Raw genomic sequence first — 21,129 nt, 5'->3', positions numbered from 1 at the left:
CGGTAAGGTGTCCGCCGCGATCAGTCTTCGCTATAATCCGCGACCTGCCCACGCCGCAGGCTCGCCGAGCATCAGTTTTACACGGGCTGGGCCGCAATAACCCCGGTCTACTTTGGGCCTGAAAGGATCGCGCATGTTTGAAAATTTAACCGACCGTCTCTCGCAGACGCTGCGCCATGTCACCGGCAAGGCCAAGCTGACCGAGGACAATATCAAAGACACCCTGCGCGAAGTGCGCATGGCCTTGCTGGAAGCCGACGTGGCTTTGCCAGTGGTCAAAGACTTCGTCAACGCGGTCAAAGAGCGCGCTGTGGGCACAGAAGTGTCGCGCAGCCTGACGCCGGGCCAGGCGTTTGTGAAGATCGTCCAGGCTGAACTCGAAAGCCTGATGGGCGCTGCCAACGAGGATTTGATCCTCAACGTCACGCCGCCTGCTGTTATTTTGATGGCCGGTTTGCAGGGTGCGGGTAAAACCACCACCGCGGGCAAGCTGGCGCGCTTCCTTAAAGAGCGCAAAAAGAAAAGCGTCATGGTGGTTTCGGTTGACGTTTACCGTCCGGCGGCGATCAAACAGCTGGAAACCCTGGCGGGTGAAGTGGGCGTTACGTTCTTTGCGTCCGACATCAGCCAAAAGCCGGTTGCGATTGCGCTGGCGGCTATCAATGAAGCCAAGCTCAAGTTCATTGATGTCGTAATTGTCGATACCGCGGGTCGCCTGCACATCGACGCCGACATGATGGCCGAGATTCAAGCGCTGCACGCCGCGGTCAAGCCGGCAGAAACCCTGTTTGTGGTTGACGCCATGACCGGTCAGGATGCCGCCAACACGGCCAAAGCCTTCGGTGACGCGCTGCCGCTGACCGGCGTGATCCTGACCAAGGTCGACGGTGATGCCCGTGGCGGTGCTGCACTGTCCGTGCGTGCAATCACGGGCAAGCCGATCAAGTTCCTCGGCATGGGCGAGAAGAGCGACGCGCTGGACCCGTTCCACCCGGACCGTATTGCGTCACGCATTTTGGGCATGGGCGATGTGCTCAGCCTTATCGAGCAGGCCGAACAGACCCTCGATAAAGACAAAGCCGACAAACTGGCCAAAAAGCTCAAGAAAGGTAAGGGCTTCGACCTCGAAGACTTCCGCGATCAGCTGCAACAGATGAAAAACATGGGCGGCCTGGGCGGTCTCATGGACAAACTGCCGAACATGGGTGGCGTGAATCTGGCGCAAATGGGCAATGCCCAGGGCGCAGCAGAGAAGCAGTTCAAGCAAATGGAAGCCATCATCAACTCCATGACCCCGGCCGAGCGCCGCGACCCTGACCTGGTCAGCGGTTCGCGCAAACGCCGTATTGCCATGGGCTCCGGCACGCAAGTGCAGGACATCGGTCGCTTGATCAAGCAACACAAGCAGATGCAAAAGATGATGAAAAAGTTCTCGGCTAAAGGCGGCATGGCCAAAATGATGCGTGGCATGGGCTCGATGATGCCCGGCGGCGGCATGCCAAAAATGTAAATCACCTGCGCAAGCGCTTGCGTTTGCGCGGCTCGCAGTAATGCGAGACCCCCAGCAAACCCGCACAGTGCGGGAGCTGACCTGCCGCCATTCGTGGCGGCCTTATAGCAAATCTGGGTGTTATGCCAATAGGCGCCAGAAAAAGACATTTGCAAAAGTCCGGATATTCCTTAGAATATGCGGCCTTTCGGGCACCTATGCCCGCTGTGCATTTAGATTTGCAGCACCGACTACAGGAATGATGTTCACATGCTAACAATCCGTCTTGCCCTTGGCGGCTCCAAAAAGCGCCCGTTTTACCACTTGACCGTTACCGATAGCCGTAACCCACGTGACGGTTCCCACAAGGAACAAATTGGCTTCTTCAACCCGGTTGCCCGTGGTCAGGAAGTTCGTTTCTCCGTTAAAGAAGACCGTCTGGCTTACTGGTTGAGCGTTGGCGCAACTATGTCTGAGCGTGTTGCTCAGCTGGTTAAAGTAAATGCTAAGGCTGCGGCCTGAGCAATATGAGCGTGACGCCTGAAACTGCTGATGATTTGATCGTTATCGGCAAAATCTACTCGATTCACGGCGTACGCGGCGAAGTGAAGGTTTATTCCTTTACGGATCCAATTGATAACCTGTTGGACTACAAAAAGCTGACGCTTCGGCGCGGCAATGATGTACGACAGGCAGAGCTGGTCAGTGGCCGTTCTCATAACGGCAAGTTTCTGGTTGTAAAGCTCAAGGGTCTCGATGACCGTGACGAAGCGGGTCTTCTTCGCGAATTTGAAATCTGCGTGCCGCGTAACCTGTTTCCTGAACTGACCGACGGCGAGTACTACTGGTACCAGCTGCAGGGACTGAAAGTGACCAACCTTGAAGGGCAACTGCTCGGCAAGATTGTTGACCTGATGGAAACTGGCTCGAACGATGTCATGGAAGTCAAACCTTGCCCAGGAAGTCTGGATGATCGTGATCGCTTGTTGCCCTATACAGAGCAATGCGTGTTGAGCGTCGACCTGGCCGCTGGCGAGATGAAGGTGGATTGGGATGCGGATTTCTAAGCGTGGCTAAATTGCGCGTAGAAGTGATCAGTTTGTTTCCCGAAATGTTTTCTGCCATCAGCGACTACGGCATCACCAGTCGCGCGGTGAAACAAGGGCTGTTGCAGCTCACCTGTTGGAACCCGCGAGACTACACAACGGACCGACATCACACTGTGGACGATCGCCCATTTGGCGGTGGTCCGGGCATGGTGATGAAGATCAAGCCTCTGGAAGATGCGCTGGTTCAGGCCAGAAACGCAGCCGGAGAGGCGGCGAAGGTGATTTACCTGTCGCCCCAAGGCCGTCAACTGAATCAGTCGGCGGTACGCGAACTGGCGAATGAGGAAGCATTAATCCTCATTGCAGGTCGTTATGAAGGCATTGACGAGCGTTTTATAGACGCTCATGTCGATGAAGAGTGGTCAATTGGTGACTATGTATTGTCTGGCGGCGAGCTGCCGGCGATGGTGCTGATTGATGCGGTTACACGACTGCTGCCTGGAGCTTTAGGGCATGCAGACTCCGCCGAGGAAGATTCCTTTACGGATGGTCTGCTGGATTGCCCGCACTACACCCGACCGGAGGTGTATGCGGATCAGCGTGTTCCCGACGTATTGCTTAGTGGCAATCATGCACACATCCGGCGTTGGCGTTTACAGCAGTCCCTTGGGCGGACCTATGAACGACGCGCCGATCTTCTGGAAAGCCGCTCGCTTTCTGGAGAAGAGAAGAAGCTGCTCGAGGAATACATCCTCGCGCGGGACGATAGTTAACAACGTATCGATGGTAGATCCGACGATCTACCTTAGGAGCACAGCATGACTAACAAAATCATCCTTGCACTCGAAGCAGAGCAGATGACCAAAGAGATCCCTCCTTTTGCCCCGGGCGACACCATTGTCGTTCAGGTGAAAGTGAAGGAAGGCGATCGTTCGCGTCTGCAAGCTTTCGAAGGTGTAGTGATTGCCAAGCGTAACCGTGGCGTGAACAGTGCTTTCACTGTTCGTAAAATCTCCAACGGTGTTGGCGTAGAGCGTACTTTCCAGACCTACAGCCCGCAAATCGACAGCATGGCTGTTAAGCGTCGCGGTGACGTTCGTAAAGCCAAGCTGTACTACCTGCGTGACCTGTCCGGTAAAGCAGCTCGCATCAAGGAAAAACTGGCTTAAGTCCAGCTTCCCGATGCAGAAAAAAGCAGCCTTCGGGCTGCTTTTTTGTTGCCTGAGATTTGTCAGACCTTTGTCCAGTTGTAGGTAGTAAGCAAGCATGATTTCGCGTGAGCAAGAGATTCAACGCCGGACCGAACTGTCCGTTACCCGCATCACCAAAGCTGTATTCCCTTCGACCACCAACCACCACAACACCTTGTTTGGCGGCACTGCGCTGGCCTGGATGGACGAAGTGTCGTTCATTGCCGCGACCCGTTTCTGCCGGCTGCCGTTGGTGACCGTGTCCACCGATCCTATCAACTTCAACCACCCGATAGCGGCAGGTTCAATTGTGGAACTGGTGGGTCGGGTGGTGAAAGTCGGCAACACCAGCCTCAAGGTAGAAGTTGAAGTGTATGTAGAAAGCATGAGCTGCGATGGCCGTGAATTGGCGATCCAAGGCTTGTTCAGCTTCGTGGCGATTGATGACGACAAACGCCCGGTGCCCGTGTTGCCAGGGTTTGCGCAATAACGGTGTAGCAAGCGCGGTGCACGCCTGTGGGTGCATACTCGTTAGCTGCTACAGGGCTGTCTGATCAACGCCAGTAGCGTCCAGCCAGCGCCTGGCTTCAAGTCGCTGTCAGGTGTCACCACATGCACCCAGCCGGTTTTATCGCGTGCAAACAGCAATGTGGCACGCTCACCATGCAGCGCCTGATAGTCCTCCCACGTGAATGCGTCGGTGAGCAGTGTGCTGTAGATGTCAGCGCCCTGATTCAGGTCGCTCACCAACTGGCTGTAGGTCAGTGCCCGGTCCCCAAAGGCTTGCCCGCGATGTTCATGGCTGGCGCGATGTTTGTCGGTACGACGGCTTTCCTGATTGTTGGTCAGTGCATACAAGCGTTGAGGCCCAAATTCATGCCGAAAGCGTGTGGCAGCCAGTGCGTTGAGCTCACCCGATGGTGACAGCGCAAGCAGGTGGCCCAGGCCGACTAAATCCAGATGCGACTCGGCATGTTCCGACGCCGGGTTGCCAAAGTAAGTCGGCAGGTTGTCCATGCGTGCAGCGCGGATGTTTTCCCAGTTTGAATCCGTCAGCAGCACCCGGCTGCCCAGTTGGTGCAGCGCTTTGGCGATAAGACGGGCAGGGCCGTTGGCACCCACGATCAAAAACCCGCTGGGTGGCGGTTCAGCGACCTTGAGCAAGCGCGCAAGCGGTCGAGCGGTGGCGCTTTGTAACACCACGGTGCCGATGATCACGGCGAAGGTCAGAGGGACCAGCAGCAGTGCGCCTTCATGCCCTGCTTCGTCCAGACGAATGGCAAAAATCGCTGAGACTGCTGCGGCCACAATACCGCGTGGTGCAATCCAGGCCAGCAAGGTGCGTTCGCGCCAGTTCAGCGTTGAGCCAAAGGTGCAAAGCAACACATTCAGTGGCCGCGCGATGAACTGAATGATCAGCAGCAAGACCAGTACCGCCGGGCCAAGGCCGATCATTGCGTTCAGGTCCAGACGGGCGGCCAGTAATATGAACAGGCCCGAAATCAGGAAAATGCTGAGGTTTTCTTTGAAGTGCAGAATATTGCGCACATCAACCCCTTTCATGTTGGCCATCCACATGCCCATCAGCGTGACTGCCAGCAAGCCGGATTCATGCATCACCTGATTGGCCGCGATGAACACCGCCAACACCACCGCGAGCGTGGCGACGCTATGCAGATATTCGGGCAGCCATTGCTTGCGCAATACGTGGCCAGAGACCCAGCCGCCCACGATGCCAAACACACTGCCGCATACAATCACACCGGCAAAGGTCAATAAGCTGTGGCTCAGGCCGTCACCACTGGCGCGGGCAATGATGAAGCTGTAGACCACCACCGCGAGCAATGCACCAATCGGGTCGATGACGATCCCTTCCCAGCGCAAAATATTGGCAATTGATGCTTTGGGCCGTACTACGCGTAACATCGGCACAATCACGGTCGGCCCGGTCACCAGCGTCAGGGTGCCGAACAGCAAGGCCAGGAGCCAGTCAAAACCCAGCAGCCAATGCGTGGCGAGGGTAATCACAGCCCATGTCGACAGTGCGCCCACGGTGACTAGCCGATGTACGACGGTGCCGATTTCGCGCCACTCGGACAGGTGCAGCGTCAGGCTGCCTTCGAACAGAATCAGTGCCACTGCCAGTGATACCAAAGGCATCAGCAGGGGGCCAAACAGCTGTTGCGGGTTTAGCCAGCCCAATACCGGGCCAAGTAAAATCCCCGCCAGCAACAAAAACAAAATGGCGGGCAGCTTCAGCCGCCAGGCCAGCCATTGGCAGCCCAGTGCTGCGACCCCGATGCCACCGAACGTCAGCAGAATCTGTTGTTCATTCATAAAGGGTCCTTTGCGTGCCGAGTAAGTGGAGCTTTGTGTTTATGCCCAGAGCCGGCTATGAAAGACTAGCGGCCACTTTCACCGTTCACTTTTTATTTTTGCGTGGCCTTGTGGCTGTGCCTGTCGAGAACCGATGCCTGCTATAGATGACCCACTGATCGACCGCTTTCTGGATGCCTTGTGGCTGGAAAAAGGCCTGTCCGACAACACCCGTTACGCGTATCGCAGCGATTTGGCGTTATTCAATGGCTGGTTGCATGAGCGTGGCATTGAGTTGATTCATGCCGGGCGCGAGCTGATTCTCGATCACTTGGCGTGGCGCCTTGATCAGTTGTACAAACCCCGTTCAACAGCGCGGTTCTTGTCAGGTGCGCGTGGTTTTTATCGTTATCTGTTGCGTGAAAAGCTGATTGCGGTTGATCCAACCTTGCAAGTCGACATGCCGCAACTGGGACGGCCGCTGCCCAAATCGTTGTCAGAGGCAGACGTAGAAGCCTTGCTGACCGCACCTGATTTGAGTGAGGCCATCGGCCAGCGTGACCGCGCCATGCTGGAGGTGCTTTACGCATGCGGGCTGCGTGTGACAGAGCTGATCAGCCTGACACTGGAGCAGGTCAACTTGCGTCAGGGCGTATTGCGCGTCATGGGAAAGGGCAGCAAGGAGCGCCTGGTGCCGATGGGGGAGGAAGCGATCGTGTGGGTTGAGCGCTACATGCGCGATGCGCGGCATGAACTGTTAAATGGGCGGCCCAGCGACGTGTTGTTTCCCAGCCAGCGCGGTGAACAAATGACCCGTCAAACGTTCTGGCACCGCATCAAGCATCAAGCCCGCGTCGCAGGCATCGACAAGTCATTGTCACCGCACACCTTGCGTCATGCTTTCGCGACCCACCTGCTCAACCACGGAGCCGATCTGCGCGTGGTGCAGATGCTGCTCGGGCACAGCGATTTATCCACCACCCAGATTTACACCCATGTGGCGCGTGCTCGCCTGCAAGACCTGCATGCTCAACATCATCCGCGAGGCTAAGTTGTTTGCCGTGCTCTTGCGTTGGCCACAGTCGGCCTTGAAAGCCATTTGTGGTAGGCTTCGCGGGTTTAGAAAACGGGCCACTGACTCCCTTTTTTGTCTCGGGGCATTCAGGTTTGGCCGTTTTGTCCGCCTTCAGGAGTTTTCATGCGCGTGACCCATATTTTTGCCGCCGCAGCCCTTGCGTTGGTCAGTACCTTTTCATTGGCCGACACCGGCGCCGAGCAAGCCATCCGTAAAAGCCTTGAAACGCTGCAACTGGATGTTCCGGTAGAAAGCATCAGCGCAAGTCCGATGGCAGGCCTGTATGAAGTCAAGCTCAAGGGCAGCCGCGTACTGTATGCCAGCGCGGATGGCCAGTTCATCGTGCAAGGCTATATGTTCCAGCTCAAAGACGGTAAGCCGGTCAACCTGACCGAAAAAGCCGAGCGTGTAGGTGTCGCCAAGTTGATCAACGGGATTCCCGTTGCAGAAACCGTGGTGTACCCGGCCATCGGCGAAACCAAGTCGCACATCACTGTTTTTACCGATACCACCTGCCCTTATTGCCACAAACTGCATGAAGAAGTGCCTGAGCTGAACAAAATGGGCATTGAAGTGCGTTACGTTGCGTTCCCGCGTCAGGGCCTGGGTTCGGCCGGTGATCAGCAGCTGCAAGCGGTCTGGTGCTCGAAAGACAAGAAAAGCGCCATGGACAAAATGACCGACGGCAAAACAGTCGACGCCCCTAAATGCGCCAACCCGGTGGCCAAGCAATTTGCCCTGGGTCAGTCCATTGGGGTCAATGGTACGCCTGCCATCGTTTTGGCCGATGGCCAGGTGATTCCGGGCTATCAGCCGGCAGCACAGGTTGGCAAGCTGGCACTCAGTGTTAAATAATCCTGCCTCGTCACGCTAAGCCTTTGACGAGCATGGCCGGGCAGCTCCGTTGCCCAGTCATTTATAGAGAACCGTGGCAGTCCACGGTTGTATTCCACGGCCGGCCTTGAGTCGGCCGTTTTATGGGGAGTTCAGCGTGAATCCGGTCAAAGTAGGCATCTGTGGACTAGGGACCGTCGGTGGCGGCACCTTCAACGTACTTAAGCGTAACGCCGAGGAGATTGCCCGCCGTGCCGGGCGTGGTATCCAGGTTGCGCAAATTGCCCTGCGTACGCCAAACCCTCAGTGCGACATTACCGGTACCCCCATTACCCACGATGTATTCGCCGTGGCAACCAATCCTGAAATCGACATCGTCATCGAGCTGATTGGCGGTTACACCATCGCCCGCGAGCTGGTGCTCAAAGCCATCGAAAACGGCAAGCACGTAGTCACGGCCAACAAGGCGCTGATTGCCGTGCACGGTAACGAGATCTTCGCCAGGGCGCAGGAAAAGGGCGTAATCGTGGCGTTTGAAGCCGCTGTAGCGGGCGGTATCCCGGTGATCAAGGCCATCCGTGAAGGGTTGTCGGCCAACCGTATCAACTGGGTAGCGGGCATCATCAACGGCACGGGTAACTTCATCCTCACCGAGATGCGTGAAAAAGGCCGCACCTTTGAAGACGTATTGGCCGAAGCACAAGCACTGGGCTACGCCGAAGCCGATCCGACTTTCGACGTTGAAGGCATTGACGCCGCGCATAAGCTGACCATTCTGGCGTCCATCGCGTTCGGTATCCCGCTGCAATTCGACAAGGCTTACACCGAAGGCATCACCAAGCTGACAACCGCTGATGTGAATTACGCCGAAGCACTGGGCTATCGCATCAAGCACCTGGGTGTTGCACGCAGCACGGCCAGCGGCATCGAATTGCGTGTTCACCCCACCCTGATCCCGGCTGATCGCCTGATCGCCAACGTCAATGGCGTAATGAATGCGGTGATGGTCAACGGTGATGCTGCCGGCTCAAGCTTGTTCTACGGCGCTGGCGCTGGCATGGAACCGACCGCGTCTTCGGTCGTCGCAGACCTGGTCGACGTGGTTCGCGCCATGACCAGCGACCCTGAGAACCGCGTGCCGCACCTGGCCTTCCAGCCCGACGCACTGTCCGACCACCCGATCCTGCCGATCGAAGCCTGCGAAAGCGCTTATTACCTGCGCATTCAGGCCAAGGACCATCCAGGTGTCCTGGCGCAAGTGGCCAGCATCTTGTCCGAGCGTGGTATCAACATTGAATCGATCATGCAAAAAGAAGTCGAAGAACACGACGGTCTGGTGCCCATGATCCTGCTGACCCACCGTGTGCTTGAACAAAGCATGAACGATGCCATCACCGCGCTTGAAGCGTTGCAAGGCGTCGTCGGCCCGGTGGTCCGTATCCGCGTTGAGCATCTAAATTAATTAATAGCGGCAAGCGTCTTGTTGCGCGCCACATGTTCAAAGCCCCTGTGCTTGACGTGTGGCCGATGGCCAAACCGCTTGCAGCTCACATCGAAGGTTCGCCCTAATGCGCTATATCAGTACCCGCGGCCAGGCACCGGCCCTGAATTTTGAAGACGTGTTGCTGGCCGGTCTGGCCAGCGATGGCGGTTTGTACGTGCCAGAAAACCTGCCACGTTTCACGCAAGAAGAAATCGCTTCTTGGGCTGGTCTGCCTTATCACGAGCTGGCATTCCGAGTGATGCGTCCGTTTGTGACAGGCAGCATCCCGGATGCTGACTTCAAAAAAATACTGGAAGACACCTACGGCGTGTTTGCTCACGCTGCGGTTGCACCCCTGCGTCAACTCAATAACAACGAATGGGTCATGGAGCTGTTCCACGGCCCGACCCTGGCGTTCAAAGATTTCGCCTTGCAATTGCTCGGCCGCCTGCTCGACTACGTGCTTGAAAAGCGCGCAGAGCGCGTGGTCATTGTTGGCGCGACGTCCGGCGACACCGGCTCTGCGGCGATTGAAGGCTGCAAGCACTGTGAAAACGTCGATATTTTCATCCTGCACCCCCATAACCGGGTGTCAGAAGTGCAGCGTCGTCAAATGACGACACTCTTCGGCGACAACATTCACAACATCGCCATTGAAGGTAACTTCGATGACTGCCAGGAAATGGTCAAAGCCAGTTTTGCCGATCAAGGCTTCCTGAAAGGCACGCGCCTGGTGGCGGTTAACTCGATCAACTGGGCGCGGATCATGGCCCAGATCGTTTACTACTTCCATGCAGCGTTGCAGTTGGGCGGGCCTCAGCGCTCCGTCTCGTTCTCGGTGCCTACCGGTAACTTTGGTGACATCTTCGCCGGTTACCTGGCACGCAACATGGGGTTGCCGATCAACCAGTTGATCGTTGCCACCAACCGTAACGACATCCTGCACCGCTTCATGAGCGGTAATCAGTACGCCAAAGACACCCTGCACGCGACCCTGTCCCCGTCGATGGACATCATGGTGTCCTCGAACTTCGAACGCTTGCTGTTCGATCTGCATGGGCGCAACGGTGCAGCGGTTGCAGGCTTGATGGACACCTTCAAGCACAGCGGCCACTTCAGCGTTGAAGAAGACCGCTGGACCGAAGCACGCCGCCTGTTTGACTCGCTGGCCGTGGATGACGCCCAGACCTGTGAAACCATCGCCCAAGTGTTTGCTGAAACGGGCGAAGTGCTTGACCCGCACACCGCCATTGGCGTCAAGGCGGCCCGTGAATGCCGTCGCCACCTGGACACCCCGATGGTCATTTTGGGAACGGCGCACCCGGTCAAGTTCCCTGATGCCGTTGAGAAAGCTGGCGTAGGAAAAGCGCTGGAACTTCCAGCTCATCTTTCTGACTTGTTTGAGAGAGAGGAGCGGTACACCGTGTTGGATAACGATCTCAAAGCGGTTCAAGCCTTTGTCAGCCAGCATGGCAACCGAGGCAAGTCGCTCTAAGCGGCGTTTTCTTACAAACTTTGAAGCCCGTCGCCTGACGGGCTTTTTAGTGTCTGCGTGGCAAACTTGTCTCGTTCTCGCCCTCTTGGGCGGCTGAGTGGTCGGTCAAGGAAGCTGCAATGTTACGGTCTCTTCAGGCATTTGAATCATGGGTTTGTGCAGTGTTTTTCATGGGTATGTTGAGCCTGGTGCCGTCGGCCAGTGCCGCCCAGGGGTTGCCCTTCAAGCTCCCACAAAGCTTTGCCAGCTTTAACCCCTTGCGTCTGGATAACCAGCAAAAGCGCTGGCTTGAGGCGCATGGAGCGCTGCGTGTAGGCATTACCCTCGACGATTACGAGCCTGTCGATATCACAAGCGACCGTAACCGTTATCAAGGCATCAGTGCCGACTACTTGAGCATCATTCGTGACACCTTGGGTGCAAAGGTTGAAGTGGTTGGCTACCGAAAACGTGCTGAGGCCGTCGCCGACTTGCTGAGTGGCAAAATCGATATGCTCGCCAGCGCCAATGGTTTTGAACGCGGTATCGAAGGTCTCGCTTTTTCTGAGGACTACCTGATTGATCGGCCTGTTATTGTCGTTCGAGCCTCAGAGGCGCAGCCCATCGAAAACTGGGTGGGTAAAAAGATCGGCTTTGTAGACGGTTACGTTGATATACAAACGGCCCATGCCTTTTACCCTGACAGCCAGCTCATTATTACGCCCACCCTGCACAGCGCCATGGAAGCCCTGACTGAGGGCGATATTGATGCTTTTATCGGCAATGAGATCATTGTCCAGTCCTTTAAAAGCGTGAGGCCGTACTCTAAGTTGCGCATCTTGGGGAGCAGTGCCTTGCCCGTGTCCGGGTTTTCATTTGCCACGCGCCAGGCCGACCGGCAAATGGTTGCCCTGATCAATCAAGTGTTGGGGAGTGTGGATGAAACCCTTTGTCGGGAGATTCTTGCGCGCTGGACCCACGGGCTTGAGGGCAGCATCGCGCAGCAACATATCGACCTGCTGCACAGCGAGCGAGAGTGGATCAAGGCCAATCCGGTGGTGATGTTGGCCAGTCAACAATTCCCTTTGTATGCCTTCAAAAATATAGACGGTGATTGGGAGGGATTGAACATTGATATTCTGGCGCGCATTACACGCATGACCGGTTTGCAGTTTGCGCATATAGAAACGTTTTCAACGATGCAAACTCTGGACTTGCTCAAGGGGGGGATCGCGCACATGAATTCAACTCTGTCGATCACTCCGGAGCGAAAAGCGTTTTTGAACTTCAGCTATTCGTATGGCGGCGCGCCTTGGGTTTTTGTTGTACGTAGCCATGACGTCCGGTTGGGTTCGCTTGATCAGTTAGCGGGCAGGGTGTTGGCTCTTCCTGCCAAACACGCGCTTGAAGACATGGTCAGGCGTGAATACCCGACCATCACCGTGAAATCCGTAGATACCTTTGAGCAGGCAAGGGACCTGGTTGAAAGTGGCGAAGCCGATGCGACGATTCAGAGTGAAACGCAGGCGCATCTTTATCCCCAAGGCCGACTCAAAGTGGGGCGCAGTGTGGACGGACGATGGTCCGCCGATACTTTTGCGGTCAATACGCAGCATCCTGAACTTCTGAGCATTCTGAACAAAGCACTGGAAGCCATGCCCATGACCGAGATTCGTAGCTTGAGAAGCAAATGGTTAGGCGGTGGTGGTGCAGCGCCAAGTGTCGGCAATGCCTTACACCACTCCTACTGGTTGTATGCGCTTATGGCGGTGCTGAGTGCATTCAGTCTGTGCTTGTTTTTGTGCAATCGAAAATTGCACAAACAGATTTTCAGTGGGCAAGTGCGAGAAAACGTATTACGTGAAGATATTCTGTTGCATCAGCGTTTTTTGGACGGTATTCCGAGTCCCATTTTTGTGGTCGGTCTTAAGGGTGAAGTCATTAGCTGCAATCACAGTTATGAAGATCGTTTGTCCATTAAGTTAGAGCGCATTCTGGGCTTAAACAGCATTGAAATTAACCTCTATCCGCAAGCACAGGCCGAGCAGTTTCATAGCGAGTTAATGGGCATGTTGCAAAGCCGAAAATCCCTTTATAAAAAGCGGTATGTCGAGTTCAAATCAGGGGGAAGATATATCTACCAATGGACGGTCCCGTTTTACGCAACCTCGGGGGAGTTGGTCGGCTTGATGGGAGGGTGGTTCGATATTTCTGAAATGAAGAAGTGGGACCCCCTGTGACAGGACGTGCGTGCACGCTGTGTCGAATGGCTATTGGTTATTCCTACTGATATTTCGGACTTATCCTATACCTCGCCCATGTTGAGGCCACTAAAGTGCGTCCTCACGGCGAAATCATTCAGCCGGCCGAAGGCTCATGATGCGATCCCTCAAAATATTGATCCTTGAAGACAACCCTTTCCAGTTAATGGCCATGCACCAGATGCTGAATGCATGCCGCGTTTTTGATGTGCTGACGGCTTCAAGCATTGAGTCTGCGCGCAACTCCTTGGCCGTACGCGGTGCTATTGATATCGCCATTTGCGATCTGTATCTGGAAGATGCATCGGGGGTGGAGCTGATCAGTGAGTTGGCTGTAAAGCAGCATGCGTCGGCGTTGATTATTCAAAGTTGTGCCGCGCCCCATATCGTCGAGATGGTGGCACGCGATGCCCGCAGGCAAGGGCTCAAGGTGTTGGGTTGCCTGTCAAAGCCCGTAACCTTGAACCGTTTGAATCAGTTGCTTGAGAAATACCAGGTGGCCAATTTCAGATCCTGTTGCTATTGAGCATTTCATCGGCAAGGCAGGGAACCTTTATTCCGATATGCCTGTCAGATTTTTCATCGACAGGGTCAGGCGTTTTGCTCCGATGCTTGTAGCCTGTCGAGCGGATCATTTTGATCCTGTTAAACCCCGAGTCGACACCCCACGGCTCGGGGTTTTTTTTGGATTTTTTTCACCGGGGCAATTGTGGCTGAAGCGGCGCGGGTTGTGCGTTCAGATAATCATCGTGCTGGTCAGGCGCTTGCCATTGGGTTTGTGAATCGAACAGCGCCTGTGAGTCAATTTTGCTCAGCGCATGGTTAATGCTGACCAGCGCCTCACGTCCTGCCGGTGTCGCCGTACAGCCGATGTAAATGGGTTGATAAGTGGGTGCGCCGTGAATGCGATAAAACACCAGGTTCTCGGGTGACAGGCCTTGCTGACGGGCTTTTGACTGAATTTCGGGCCAGTAGCCCAAAATGGCGCCTATTCGCCCCGCCTGCTGCATTTGCAGCAGGCTGCCCAAGGCATCGTTACCGTAATGGATGAAGACAGCGTCGGCTTCGCCTTGTGCCAGTTGTTCGTCTATCCAGACCCCGTAGCTGCGCTTGGCAACAATACCCAGCCTGATGGCCTGCGCATTGAGCATGTTTTTGAGGTCGACGGTTTGATCGCTGACAAACGGCGCAAGCCGTGCCTGGTCACTGCGCCGAATCACCAAGCCGTTGCTGTGCAAACCCATAATGGGTGTGGAATAAACAATTGAACGAGCGCGGGCCGGGTTCCATACCAGTGCCGGATCACAGGCCAGTGTCGTGTCTTCAAGCATTTGCAGGGCGCGTGCCCGATTGACCTTCACCACCTCGTGCTCATATTGGGGCAGGTTGGCGATCAGAAACGGCATGAGCTGGTCGATCACGCCGCGTCCTTTTTGTGGCCCCTCGAACACCGTCAAGGGTGGTAAGTCACGCATTAGCCAAATGAGTTTTTCGGCTGCGTGGCTGGCGGGCGACCCCATCAACACGATCCATGCGATAAGTCCTGCCCACAGGTTTCGCCGCTGTGAGCGAATGGTCATTGTGCTGATCTCCTTGAACAGCCTCTAAAAATGGCGATCGGCATTCGGACTAAATGGCGCCTGAACGCTTGAGTTCTGCAATGGCGTGCGCGTCATAACCCAGCGCGGCCAATACCTCATGATTGTGGGCACCGAGTTCAGGGCCCACCCAATCGGCTGACCCGGGCGTCTCGGACAGCCTGGGCACAATGCCTGGCATTTTAAAGTCTTTGCCGTCCGGTAGTTTGGCGTGCAAAAACATTTCGCGTGCCAAAAATTGCGGGTCGGTGAACATGTCTTCTGCTGAAAAAATGCGGCTGGCTGGCACTTGTGCCGCATTCAACTGTTCCAGCACCGTCTCAAGCGGTAATGAGGCGACCCAACGATCAATCACCCCATACAACTCATCGCGTCGCACGTCGCGCCCATCGTTACTGGCCAGCGCCGGGTCATTGGCTAAATCATCGCGCCCCAGTGTGTGCATGAAACGTTTGAAAATGGCGTCGCCGTTGGCCCCGATCTGCACGTGTTTACCGTCCAGGCTGGTATGAATCGAGGAGGGGGTAATGCCCGGCATGATGTTGCCGGTGCGTTCGCGAATAAAACCGAATACATCGAACTCGGGGACCATGCTTTCCATCATCGCGAAAATGGCTTCATACAAGGCCACATCCACCACCTGGCCCAGACCGCCATTGACCTCACGATGACGCAGTGCCATCAACGCACCAATCACCCCCCACAGCGCGGCAATCGAGTCGCCGATGGAAATGCCGGTTCGCACCGGTGGCCGGTCCTCAAAACCTGTGATGTACCGCAAGCCGCCCATCGACTCGCCGACCGCGCCAAACCCCGGTTGGTCTTTCATTGGCCCGGTTTGGCCAAAGCCCGACAAGCGCACCATCACCAGTTTTGGGTTCAGTGCGTGCAACACGTCCCATCCCAGGCCAAGTTTTTCGAGCACACCGGGACGAAAGTTCTCGATCAAAATGTCGGCGTCGGCCAGCAGTTCTTTGAGGACGTTCAAGCCGTCAGGGTGTTTAAGGTTCAGCGTCAGGGATTTTTTGTTACGCGCCTGCACAAACCACCACAGCGACGTGCCTTCGTACAACTTGCGCCACTTGCGCAAGGGATCGCCGCCATCCGGGGACTCGACCTTGATCACCTGCGCGCCGAACTCGGCGCAAATGCGCGAAGCAAAGGGGCCGGCAATCAGTGTTCCAAGTTCAACGACGTTGAGGCCCGAAAGGGGTTTGGCGGCGAGCGGCATAAGTAATCCTTGTCCGGGAGCGAGCGGGTACAGCGTTTTAACATAGGACAGTGCCTGCAAGAAGCCGCAGAATTCGTTGAACACGGACGTATCGGTTAGACTTGGCGCCTTTCTCTGTATCAAGAAGCCCGTTCATGGCCCAGCCGTCCACCACGTATAAATTTGAACTCAACCTCACCGATCTCGATCGCGGTGTGTATGAGAGCGTAAAACAGACCATCGCCCGTCACCCTTCGGAGACCGAAGAGCGTATGACTGTGCGTTTGTTGGCGTACGCCTTTTGGTACAACGAGCAACTGTCCTTCGGCCGTGGGCTGTCTGATGTAGACGAACCCGCGCTGTGGGAAAAAAGCCTGGATGACCGCGTGTTGCACTGGATCGAAGTCGGCCAGCCAGACGCAGACCGTCTGACCTGGTGTTCGCGTCGCACCGAGCGCACCAGCTTGCTGGCCTATGGCAGCCTGCGCGTGTGGGAAGGTAAAGTGATCCCGGCGATCAAAAACCTGAAAAACGTCAATGTCGCCGCCGTGCCCCAAGACGTGCTCGAAACCTTGGCCAAAGACATGCCTCGGGTTATCAAGTGGGACGTGATGATCAGCGAAGGCACGATCTTCGTGACCGATGACCGTGGACAGCACGAAGTGCAATTGCAATGGCTGACGGGCGAGCGCGGCTAAGCCGCACGCGCTGCACCCTTTAATCTTCAGTAACAGAGACTCTTCACCCGCTTATGCGCATCGAACCTCGCCCATTGCCACACATCCTGCCTTTTTTGGGCGAAATGCCGACGCTGCTCACACGGTTGTACGCCGCACGGGGCGTGCAATCTGAAGCAGAACTGGACAAAAGCCTGGCGCGGCTGATCCCGTTTCAGCAACTTAAAGGCATCGATGCCGCAGTGGATTTGCTGGTGGTGGCACTGGATCAGCGCCAGCGCATCCTCATCGTGGGCGACTTTGACGCCGACGGCGCCACGGCCAGTACGGTCGGCATGCTGGGGCTGCGCTTGTTGGGCGCCGCCCATGTCGATTACTTGGTGCCTAACCGGTTTGAATACGGCTACGGCCTGACCCCGGAAATCGTCGAAGTGGCCTTGACCCGCGAGCCGCACCTGCTGATCACTGTCGACAACGGCATCTCCAGCGTTGACGGTGTGGCCGCAGCGAAACGGGCAGGGTTGAGCGTGCTGGTCACCGACCACCACTTGCCGGGCACCGAACTGCCTGCGGCTGACGCTATCGTCAACCCTAACCAGCCCGGCTGCGCGTTCCCCAGCAAAGCGTTGGCGGGGGTGGGCGTGATCTTTTATGTGCTGATCGCCCTGCGTGCCCGTTTGAAAGACCTGGGCCGCTATCAAGACAGCAAGATGCCGAACATTGCCGAGCTGCTGGACCTGGTGGCACTGGGCAGCGTGGCCGATGTGGTGCCGCTGGACGCCAACAATCGCATTTTGGTGCACCAAGGGCTTGAGCGCATTCGTGCCGGGCGCGCGCGGCCTGGGCTTAAAGCCATTCTGGAAGTGGCCAAGCGCGATCACTCGCGCATCACCTCTACCGATCTGGGTTTTATCCTCGGCCCGCGTTTGAACGCAGCAGGGCGTCTGGACGACATGAGCCTGGGGATCGAATGCCTGCTCACCGACGACGCCAATGCGGCGCGGGCGATGGCCGTGCAACTGGACGAAATGAACCAGGACCGCAAAGCCATCGAGCAAGGCATGCAACGCGAAGCACTGGCCCAGCTTAAAGAGCTGCCGCTCGATTCAATGCCCTTTGGTTTGTGCCTCTTTGACCCGCAATGGCACCAGGGCGTGATCGGGATTTTGGCTTCGCGCCTGAAAGAGCGTTATTTCCGCCCCACGTTTGCCTTTGCCGATGCGGGCGATGGCGTGCTCAAAGGTTCTGGGCGCTCGGTGCCGGGCTTTCATATTCGCGATGCACTGAGTGTAGTTGCCGCACAGCATCCAGACTTGATCGCCAAATACGGCGGGCACGCTATGGCGGCGGGCCTGACCTTGCCGGTGGCCAATTTTGAGCTGTTTGCACAGGCGTTCGATGCCGAAGTGCGCCGCCAGCTGCGTGAAGAAGACCTGACCGGGCGCCTGTTGTCAGATGGCAGCCTGGCGGTCGAAGAGTTCCATCTCGAACTGGCACGGGCGTTACGCACGGCCGGACCGTGGGGGCAGCACTTCCCGGAGCCGTTGTTCCACGGTGTTTTTCAACTGGTCGAGCAGCGTATTGTCGGTGAGCGGCATTTGAAAGTGGTGCTCAAAACCGAATGCGGCAGCGTGAAACTCGATGGCATCGCGTTTGGCATCGACCGTGAGGTGTGGCCCAACCCGACCATCCGTTTTGTAGAGCTGGCCTACAAACTGGACCTCAACGAGTTTCGTGGCAATGAAACCGTGCAATTAATGATTGCCCATATTGAGCCGCGCTAACCTACGGTGATTTATTGAGGCCTGTGCCTGAATGTGAACCCCACCTCTTTCAGTGTTGTCGACTAGTCTCTGGGTACTGCTTGGTCGCCATCACGGGTCTGAGCAGCTTGGAGCCCGCCCACTGAAATGAGAGGTGACCCATGAGCCTGCTGCTCGAACCCTATTCCCTGCGCCAATTGACCTTTCCTAACCGCATCGCGGTCTCGCCGATGTGCCAATACTCCAGCGTCGACGGCTTGGCCAATGACTGGCACCTGGTGCACCTGGGCAGCCGTGCGGTAGGTGGCGCAGGGCTGATCTTCACCGAGGCCACCGCCGTCACCGCCGATGGCCGCATCACCGCCCAAGACCTTGGGTTGTGGGATGACCAACACATTGAACCGCTGCAACGCATCACCCGCTTCATTCGGGCACAAGGCGCGGTCGCAGGTATCCAATTGGCTCACGCCGGACGCAAGGCCAGCACCCATCGCCCGTGGTTGGGCAAGCACGGCAGCGTGAAAGTCGAAGAGGGCGGCTGGGTGCCGGTCGGGCCATCGCCCATCGCCTTCGACCCCCAACACACCGCACCCACCCAACTGGACGAGGGTCAGATTCAGGACGTGATTCAAGCCTTTGTCGACGCCGCCAAACGTGCGTTAGAGGCGGGTTTTTCAGTGGTTGAAGTGCACGCCGCGCATGGTTACTTGCTGCATCAGTTCCTCTCGCCGTTGAGCAACCAGCGCCGCGACCAGTACGGCGGCTCCTTCGAAAACCGTATTCGTCTGGTCCTGCAAGTCACCGAAGCGGTGCGTGAAGTGTGGCCGCAAGAGCTGCCGTTATTCGTGCGGGTCTCGGCCACCGACTGGGTGGAAGACGGCTGGAACCCCGACGAAACCGTCGAACTGGCGCGGCGCCTCAAAGCGTTGGGTGTGGATCTGATTGACGTGTCATCGGGCGGCACCGCGGCTAACGCAGAAATCCCCGTGGGGCCGGGTTACCAGACGCGCTTTGCCGAGCGCATTCGCAAAGAGTCAGGCATCGCTACCGGCACGGTAGGCATGATCACCGAGCCGGCGCAGGCCGAGCATATATTGCGCACCGGTCAGGCCGACTTGATCCTGCTGGCGCGTGAACTGCTGCGCGACCCTTACTGGGCCTTGCACGCCGATGATGACCTGGGCGGCAAACAGGCCACCTGGCCTGCCCAATACCAGCGGGCCACCTATCGCGATCAGCCGATTCATGAATCGGACCTGCGTGATTGAAGCGGCGCTGTACGATTTGCGTTGTAGGAGTGTCTGATAACGCTGCGGGGCAGGGCGTTATCAGTTGCAGTTAATGTGGGCTTGGCCCACGCGGTGCAACATCTGGAAGCAATCGAACTGACCATAGCCGGTGATGGGGCACTACTCTGTCGGCCTGCTTTTTTCCTTAACCCCGTTGCTAGAGGCCTTGTATGAACACTCGTGGATTACTCGATCAGTTACTCAAGTCTGGCCAGGATTTGTTACAGAACAAAACCGGTGCCGCCAAAAACAGCGCGGGAGCTGACAAAGGCGCATTAGGCGGCCTGCTGGGCGGCGCGGGCGGGTTGGGCAGCTTGCTATCGGGCGCGGGCGGTGGAGCGTTGGCGGCGGGCGCAATGGGCCTGCTGCTGGGCAACAAAAGCGCGCGCAAAATTGGCGGCAAGGCTATCACCTACGGTGGTTTGGCGGCTTTGGGCGTGTTGGCCTACAAAGCCTATGGCAACTGGCAGGCCAACCAGGGCAGTGCGCCCCAAACCGAGCCGCAGACCATTGATCGCCTGCCGCCACCGCAAGTTGAGCAGCATAGCCAGGCCATCCTTAAAGCGTTAATCGCGGCGGCCAAGGCCGATGGCCACATTGACGACCGTGAGCGTCAACTGATCGAAGGCGAGTTCAGCAAATTCAACAACGACCCCGGGACACAGCAGTGGCTGCAAGCCGAGCTGAGCAAGCCGTTGGACCCGGCCGAAGTGGCCCGCGCGGCGAGCACGCCGGAAATGGCGGCTGAAATGTATATCGCCAGCGTGATGCTGGTGGATGAAGACAGCTTCATGGAACGTTCGTATCTGGATGAACTGGCCAGGCAGCTCAAGCTTGATCCGGCGTTGAAAGTCGAACTTGAAAAGCAGGTTCACACCGCAGACCTCTGAGGGGAGGGATCGCCGTGTTGGGCCAAGGATGGCCCGTCACGGCGTGCCCACGCAGCCGTACGCGGGGGCAAGGTCTTGCCCTACCATCCGGCCGCCTACTTTCGTTTGGCGACGAAATGTGTGCAGTTCAATCGTAAGGACTAGCAGCACCACTCATGCCAAAAATCCCTTATATCCCCCTCACCGCCATCGACTGCAACATCCCCTATGTTGATCGACCGCAACGCACCCCTCGACGTATTACATGCCAATGCCACCGCCCGTGTGCTGGCCGTCACACAACGGATGGAAACCTTTGCCAACCGTGAAGTGCAAGAGGCAGACGCCATCGACCTCAAACACCTGGCCACCACGGCAGCGGCGTGACTGCGTGATGGCTGCGACGTGCTTAACGTGCTGGGCTGGCGCCTGCAACCCACCTGAACCGGCTGTGTACCAAGCCGCTCGCCGCCACATGAGGTGGCGGCCTGTCGGTAGAACGCCCTGATGGTGTCGCCTTGGCGATTACAGATGTAATCCTATGTAAGTTTT

19 protein-coding genes and 1 pseudogene are annotated in these 21,129 nt (G+C 56.8%); 17 read left to right on the top strand and 3 right to left on the bottom strand.

Annotation, left to right across the window (positions count from 1 at the left end):
* Window positions 1-133: 133 nt before the first annotated feature.
* The 6 genes from ffh (at window position 134) to GYN01_RS18240 (ending at window position 4,218) form a co-directional block, all read left to right on the top strand.
* Window positions 134-1,510 carry a signal recognition particle protein gene (gene ffh, locus GYN01_RS18265; protein WP_048400071.1) on the top strand — a complete coding sequence of 459 codons (1,377 nt, stop codon included), beginning with the start codon at window positions 134-136 and terminating at the stop codon, window positions 1,508-1,510.
* Between the two features lie 249 nt (window positions 1,511-1,759).
* Window positions 1,760-2,011: a 30S ribosomal protein S16 gene (gene rpsP / locus GYN01_RS18260; protein WP_048363293.1), complete on the top strand. Its 252-nt coding sequence runs from the start codon at window positions 1,760-1,762 to the stop codon at window positions 2,009-2,011.
* Between the two features lie 5 nt (window positions 2,012-2,016).
* Window positions 2,017-2,556: a ribosome maturation factor RimM gene (rimM, locus tag GYN01_RS18255; protein ID WP_048363294.1), complete on the top strand. Its 540-nt coding sequence runs from the start codon at window positions 2,017-2,019 to the stop codon at window positions 2,554-2,556.
* A 2-nt stretch (window positions 2,557-2,558) separates the two neighbouring features.
* Window positions 2,559-3,311, top strand: a complete 753-nt coding sequence (gene trmD / locus GYN01_RS18250) for a tRNA (guanosine(37)-N1)-methyltransferase TrmD (protein ID WP_048363295.1) — start codon at window positions 2,559-2,561, stop codon at window positions 3,309-3,311.
* Between the two features lie 45 nt (window positions 3,312-3,356).
* The gene (gene rplS, locus GYN01_RS18245; RefSeq protein ID WP_003440273.1) at window positions 3,357-3,707 is read left to right on the top strand and encodes a 50S ribosomal protein L19; all 351 of its coding nucleotides are present in this window, start codon (window positions 3,357-3,359) and stop codon (window positions 3,705-3,707) included.
* 97 nt (window positions 3,708-3,804) lie between these two features.
* Window positions 3,805-4,218 carry an acyl-CoA thioesterase gene (locus GYN01_RS18240; protein WP_048363296.1) on the top strand — a complete coding sequence of 138 codons (414 nt, stop codon included), beginning with the start codon at window positions 3,805-3,807 and terminating at the stop codon, window positions 4,216-4,218.
* Between the two features lie 41 nt (window positions 4,219-4,259).
* Here the strand turns inward: GYN01_RS18240 and GYN01_RS18235 are convergent, their stop codons facing one another.
* Window positions 4,260-6,065 (bottom strand): cation:proton antiporter, encoded by a 1,806-nt coding sequence (locus GYN01_RS18235; RefSeq protein ID WP_203307563.1) that lies wholly within the window; start codon window positions 6,063-6,065, stop codon window positions 4,260-4,262.
* Window positions 6,066-6,198: 133 nt separating this feature from the next.
* Between GYN01_RS18235 and xerD the strand changes: the two genes are divergently transcribed.
* The 6 genes from xerD (at window position 6,199) to GYN01_RS18205 (ending at window position 13,697) form a co-directional block, all read left to right on the top strand.
* Entirely contained in the window at window positions 6,199-7,095 is an 897-nt protein-coding gene (xerD, locus tag GYN01_RS18230) for a site-specific tyrosine recombinase XerD (protein ID WP_048363298.1), read from the top strand.
* 147 nt (window positions 7,096-7,242) lie between these two features.
* Entirely contained in the window at window positions 7,243-7,974 is a 732-nt protein-coding gene (locus GYN01_RS18225; RefSeq protein WP_048400064.1) for a DsbC family protein, read from the top strand.
* 136 nt (window positions 7,975-8,110) lie between these two features.
* On the top strand, window positions 8,111-9,415 hold the full coding sequence (locus tag GYN01_RS18220; protein ID WP_048363300.1) for a homoserine dehydrogenase: 1,305 nt from the start codon (window positions 8,111-8,113) through the stop codon (window positions 9,413-9,415).
* A 106-nt stretch (window positions 9,416-9,521) separates the two neighbouring features.
* Window positions 9,522-10,931: a threonine synthase gene (gene thrC / locus GYN01_RS18215; protein ID WP_048363301.1), complete on the top strand. Its 1,410-nt coding sequence runs from the start codon at window positions 9,522-9,524 to the stop codon at window positions 10,929-10,931.
* A gap of 119 nt (window positions 10,932-11,050) precedes the next feature.
* Complete coding sequence (locus GYN01_RS18210) at window positions 11,051-13,150, top strand: transporter substrate-binding domain-containing protein (RefSeq protein WP_203307562.1); 2,100 nt, start codon at window positions 11,051-11,053, stop codon at window positions 13,148-13,150.
* Window positions 13,151-13,286: 136 nt separating this feature from the next.
* Entirely contained in the window at window positions 13,287-13,697 is a 411-nt protein-coding gene (locus GYN01_RS18205) for a response regulator (RefSeq protein ID WP_048363302.1), read from the top strand.
* A gap of 169 nt (window positions 13,698-13,866) precedes the next feature.
* Here GYN01_RS18205 and GYN01_RS18200 read toward each other — a convergent pair whose 3' ends face one another.
* Window positions 13,867-14,751 carry a TIGR02285 family protein gene (locus GYN01_RS18200; protein ID WP_048400060.1) on the bottom strand — a complete coding sequence of 295 codons (885 nt, stop codon included), beginning with the start codon at window positions 14,749-14,751 and terminating at the stop codon, window positions 13,867-13,869.
* 49 nt (window positions 14,752-14,800) lie between these two features.
* Entirely contained in the window at window positions 14,801-16,000 is a 1,200-nt protein-coding gene (locus GYN01_RS18195) for a CaiB/BaiF CoA transferase family protein (protein ID WP_048363304.1), read from the bottom strand.
* 134 nt (window positions 16,001-16,134) lie between these two features.
* Here GYN01_RS18195 and GYN01_RS18190 point away from each other — a divergent pair, with 134 nt between their 5' ends.
* The 5 genes and pseudogenes from GYN01_RS18190 to GYN01_RS18170 all read left to right on the top strand — a co-directional run bounded on the left by GYN01_RS18190 (window position 16,135) and on the right by GYN01_RS18170 (window position 20,964).
* Complete coding sequence (locus GYN01_RS18190; RefSeq protein WP_048363305.1) at window positions 16,135-16,677, top strand: YaeQ family protein; 543 nt, start codon at window positions 16,135-16,137, stop codon at window positions 16,675-16,677.
* Between the two features lie 53 nt (window positions 16,678-16,730).
* Complete coding sequence (recJ, locus tag GYN01_RS18185; protein WP_048363306.1) at window positions 16,731-18,440, top strand: single-stranded-DNA-specific exonuclease RecJ; 1,710 nt, start codon at window positions 16,731-16,733, stop codon at window positions 18,438-18,440.
* 140 nt (window positions 18,441-18,580) lie between these two features.
* Window positions 18,581-19,687, top strand: coding sequence for an NADH:flavin oxidoreductase/NADH oxidase (locus GYN01_RS18180; RefSeq protein WP_203307561.1), 1,107 nt, complete (start codon window positions 18,581-18,583; stop codon window positions 19,685-19,687).
* A gap of 191 nt (window positions 19,688-19,878) precedes the next feature.
* Window positions 19,879-20,598 carry a tellurite resistance TerB family protein gene (locus GYN01_RS18175; protein ID WP_048363308.1) on the top strand — a complete coding sequence of 240 codons (720 nt, stop codon included), beginning with the start codon at window positions 19,879-19,881 and terminating at the stop codon, window positions 20,596-20,598.
* Window positions 20,599-20,753: 155 nt separating this feature from the next.
* Window positions 20,754-20,964, top strand: a pseudogene (locus GYN01_RS18170) (short-chain dehydrogenase).
* Window positions 20,965-21,129: the final 165 nt, after the last annotated feature.

It is taken from the genome of Pseudomonas weihenstephanensis (assembly GCF_016812185.1).
Taxonomy (GTDB): domain Bacteria; phylum Pseudomonadota; class Gammaproteobacteria; order Pseudomonadales; family Pseudomonadaceae; genus Aquipseudomonas; species Aquipseudomonas weihenstephanensis.
This window is presented reverse-complemented; position numbering and strand designations above follow the sequence as displayed.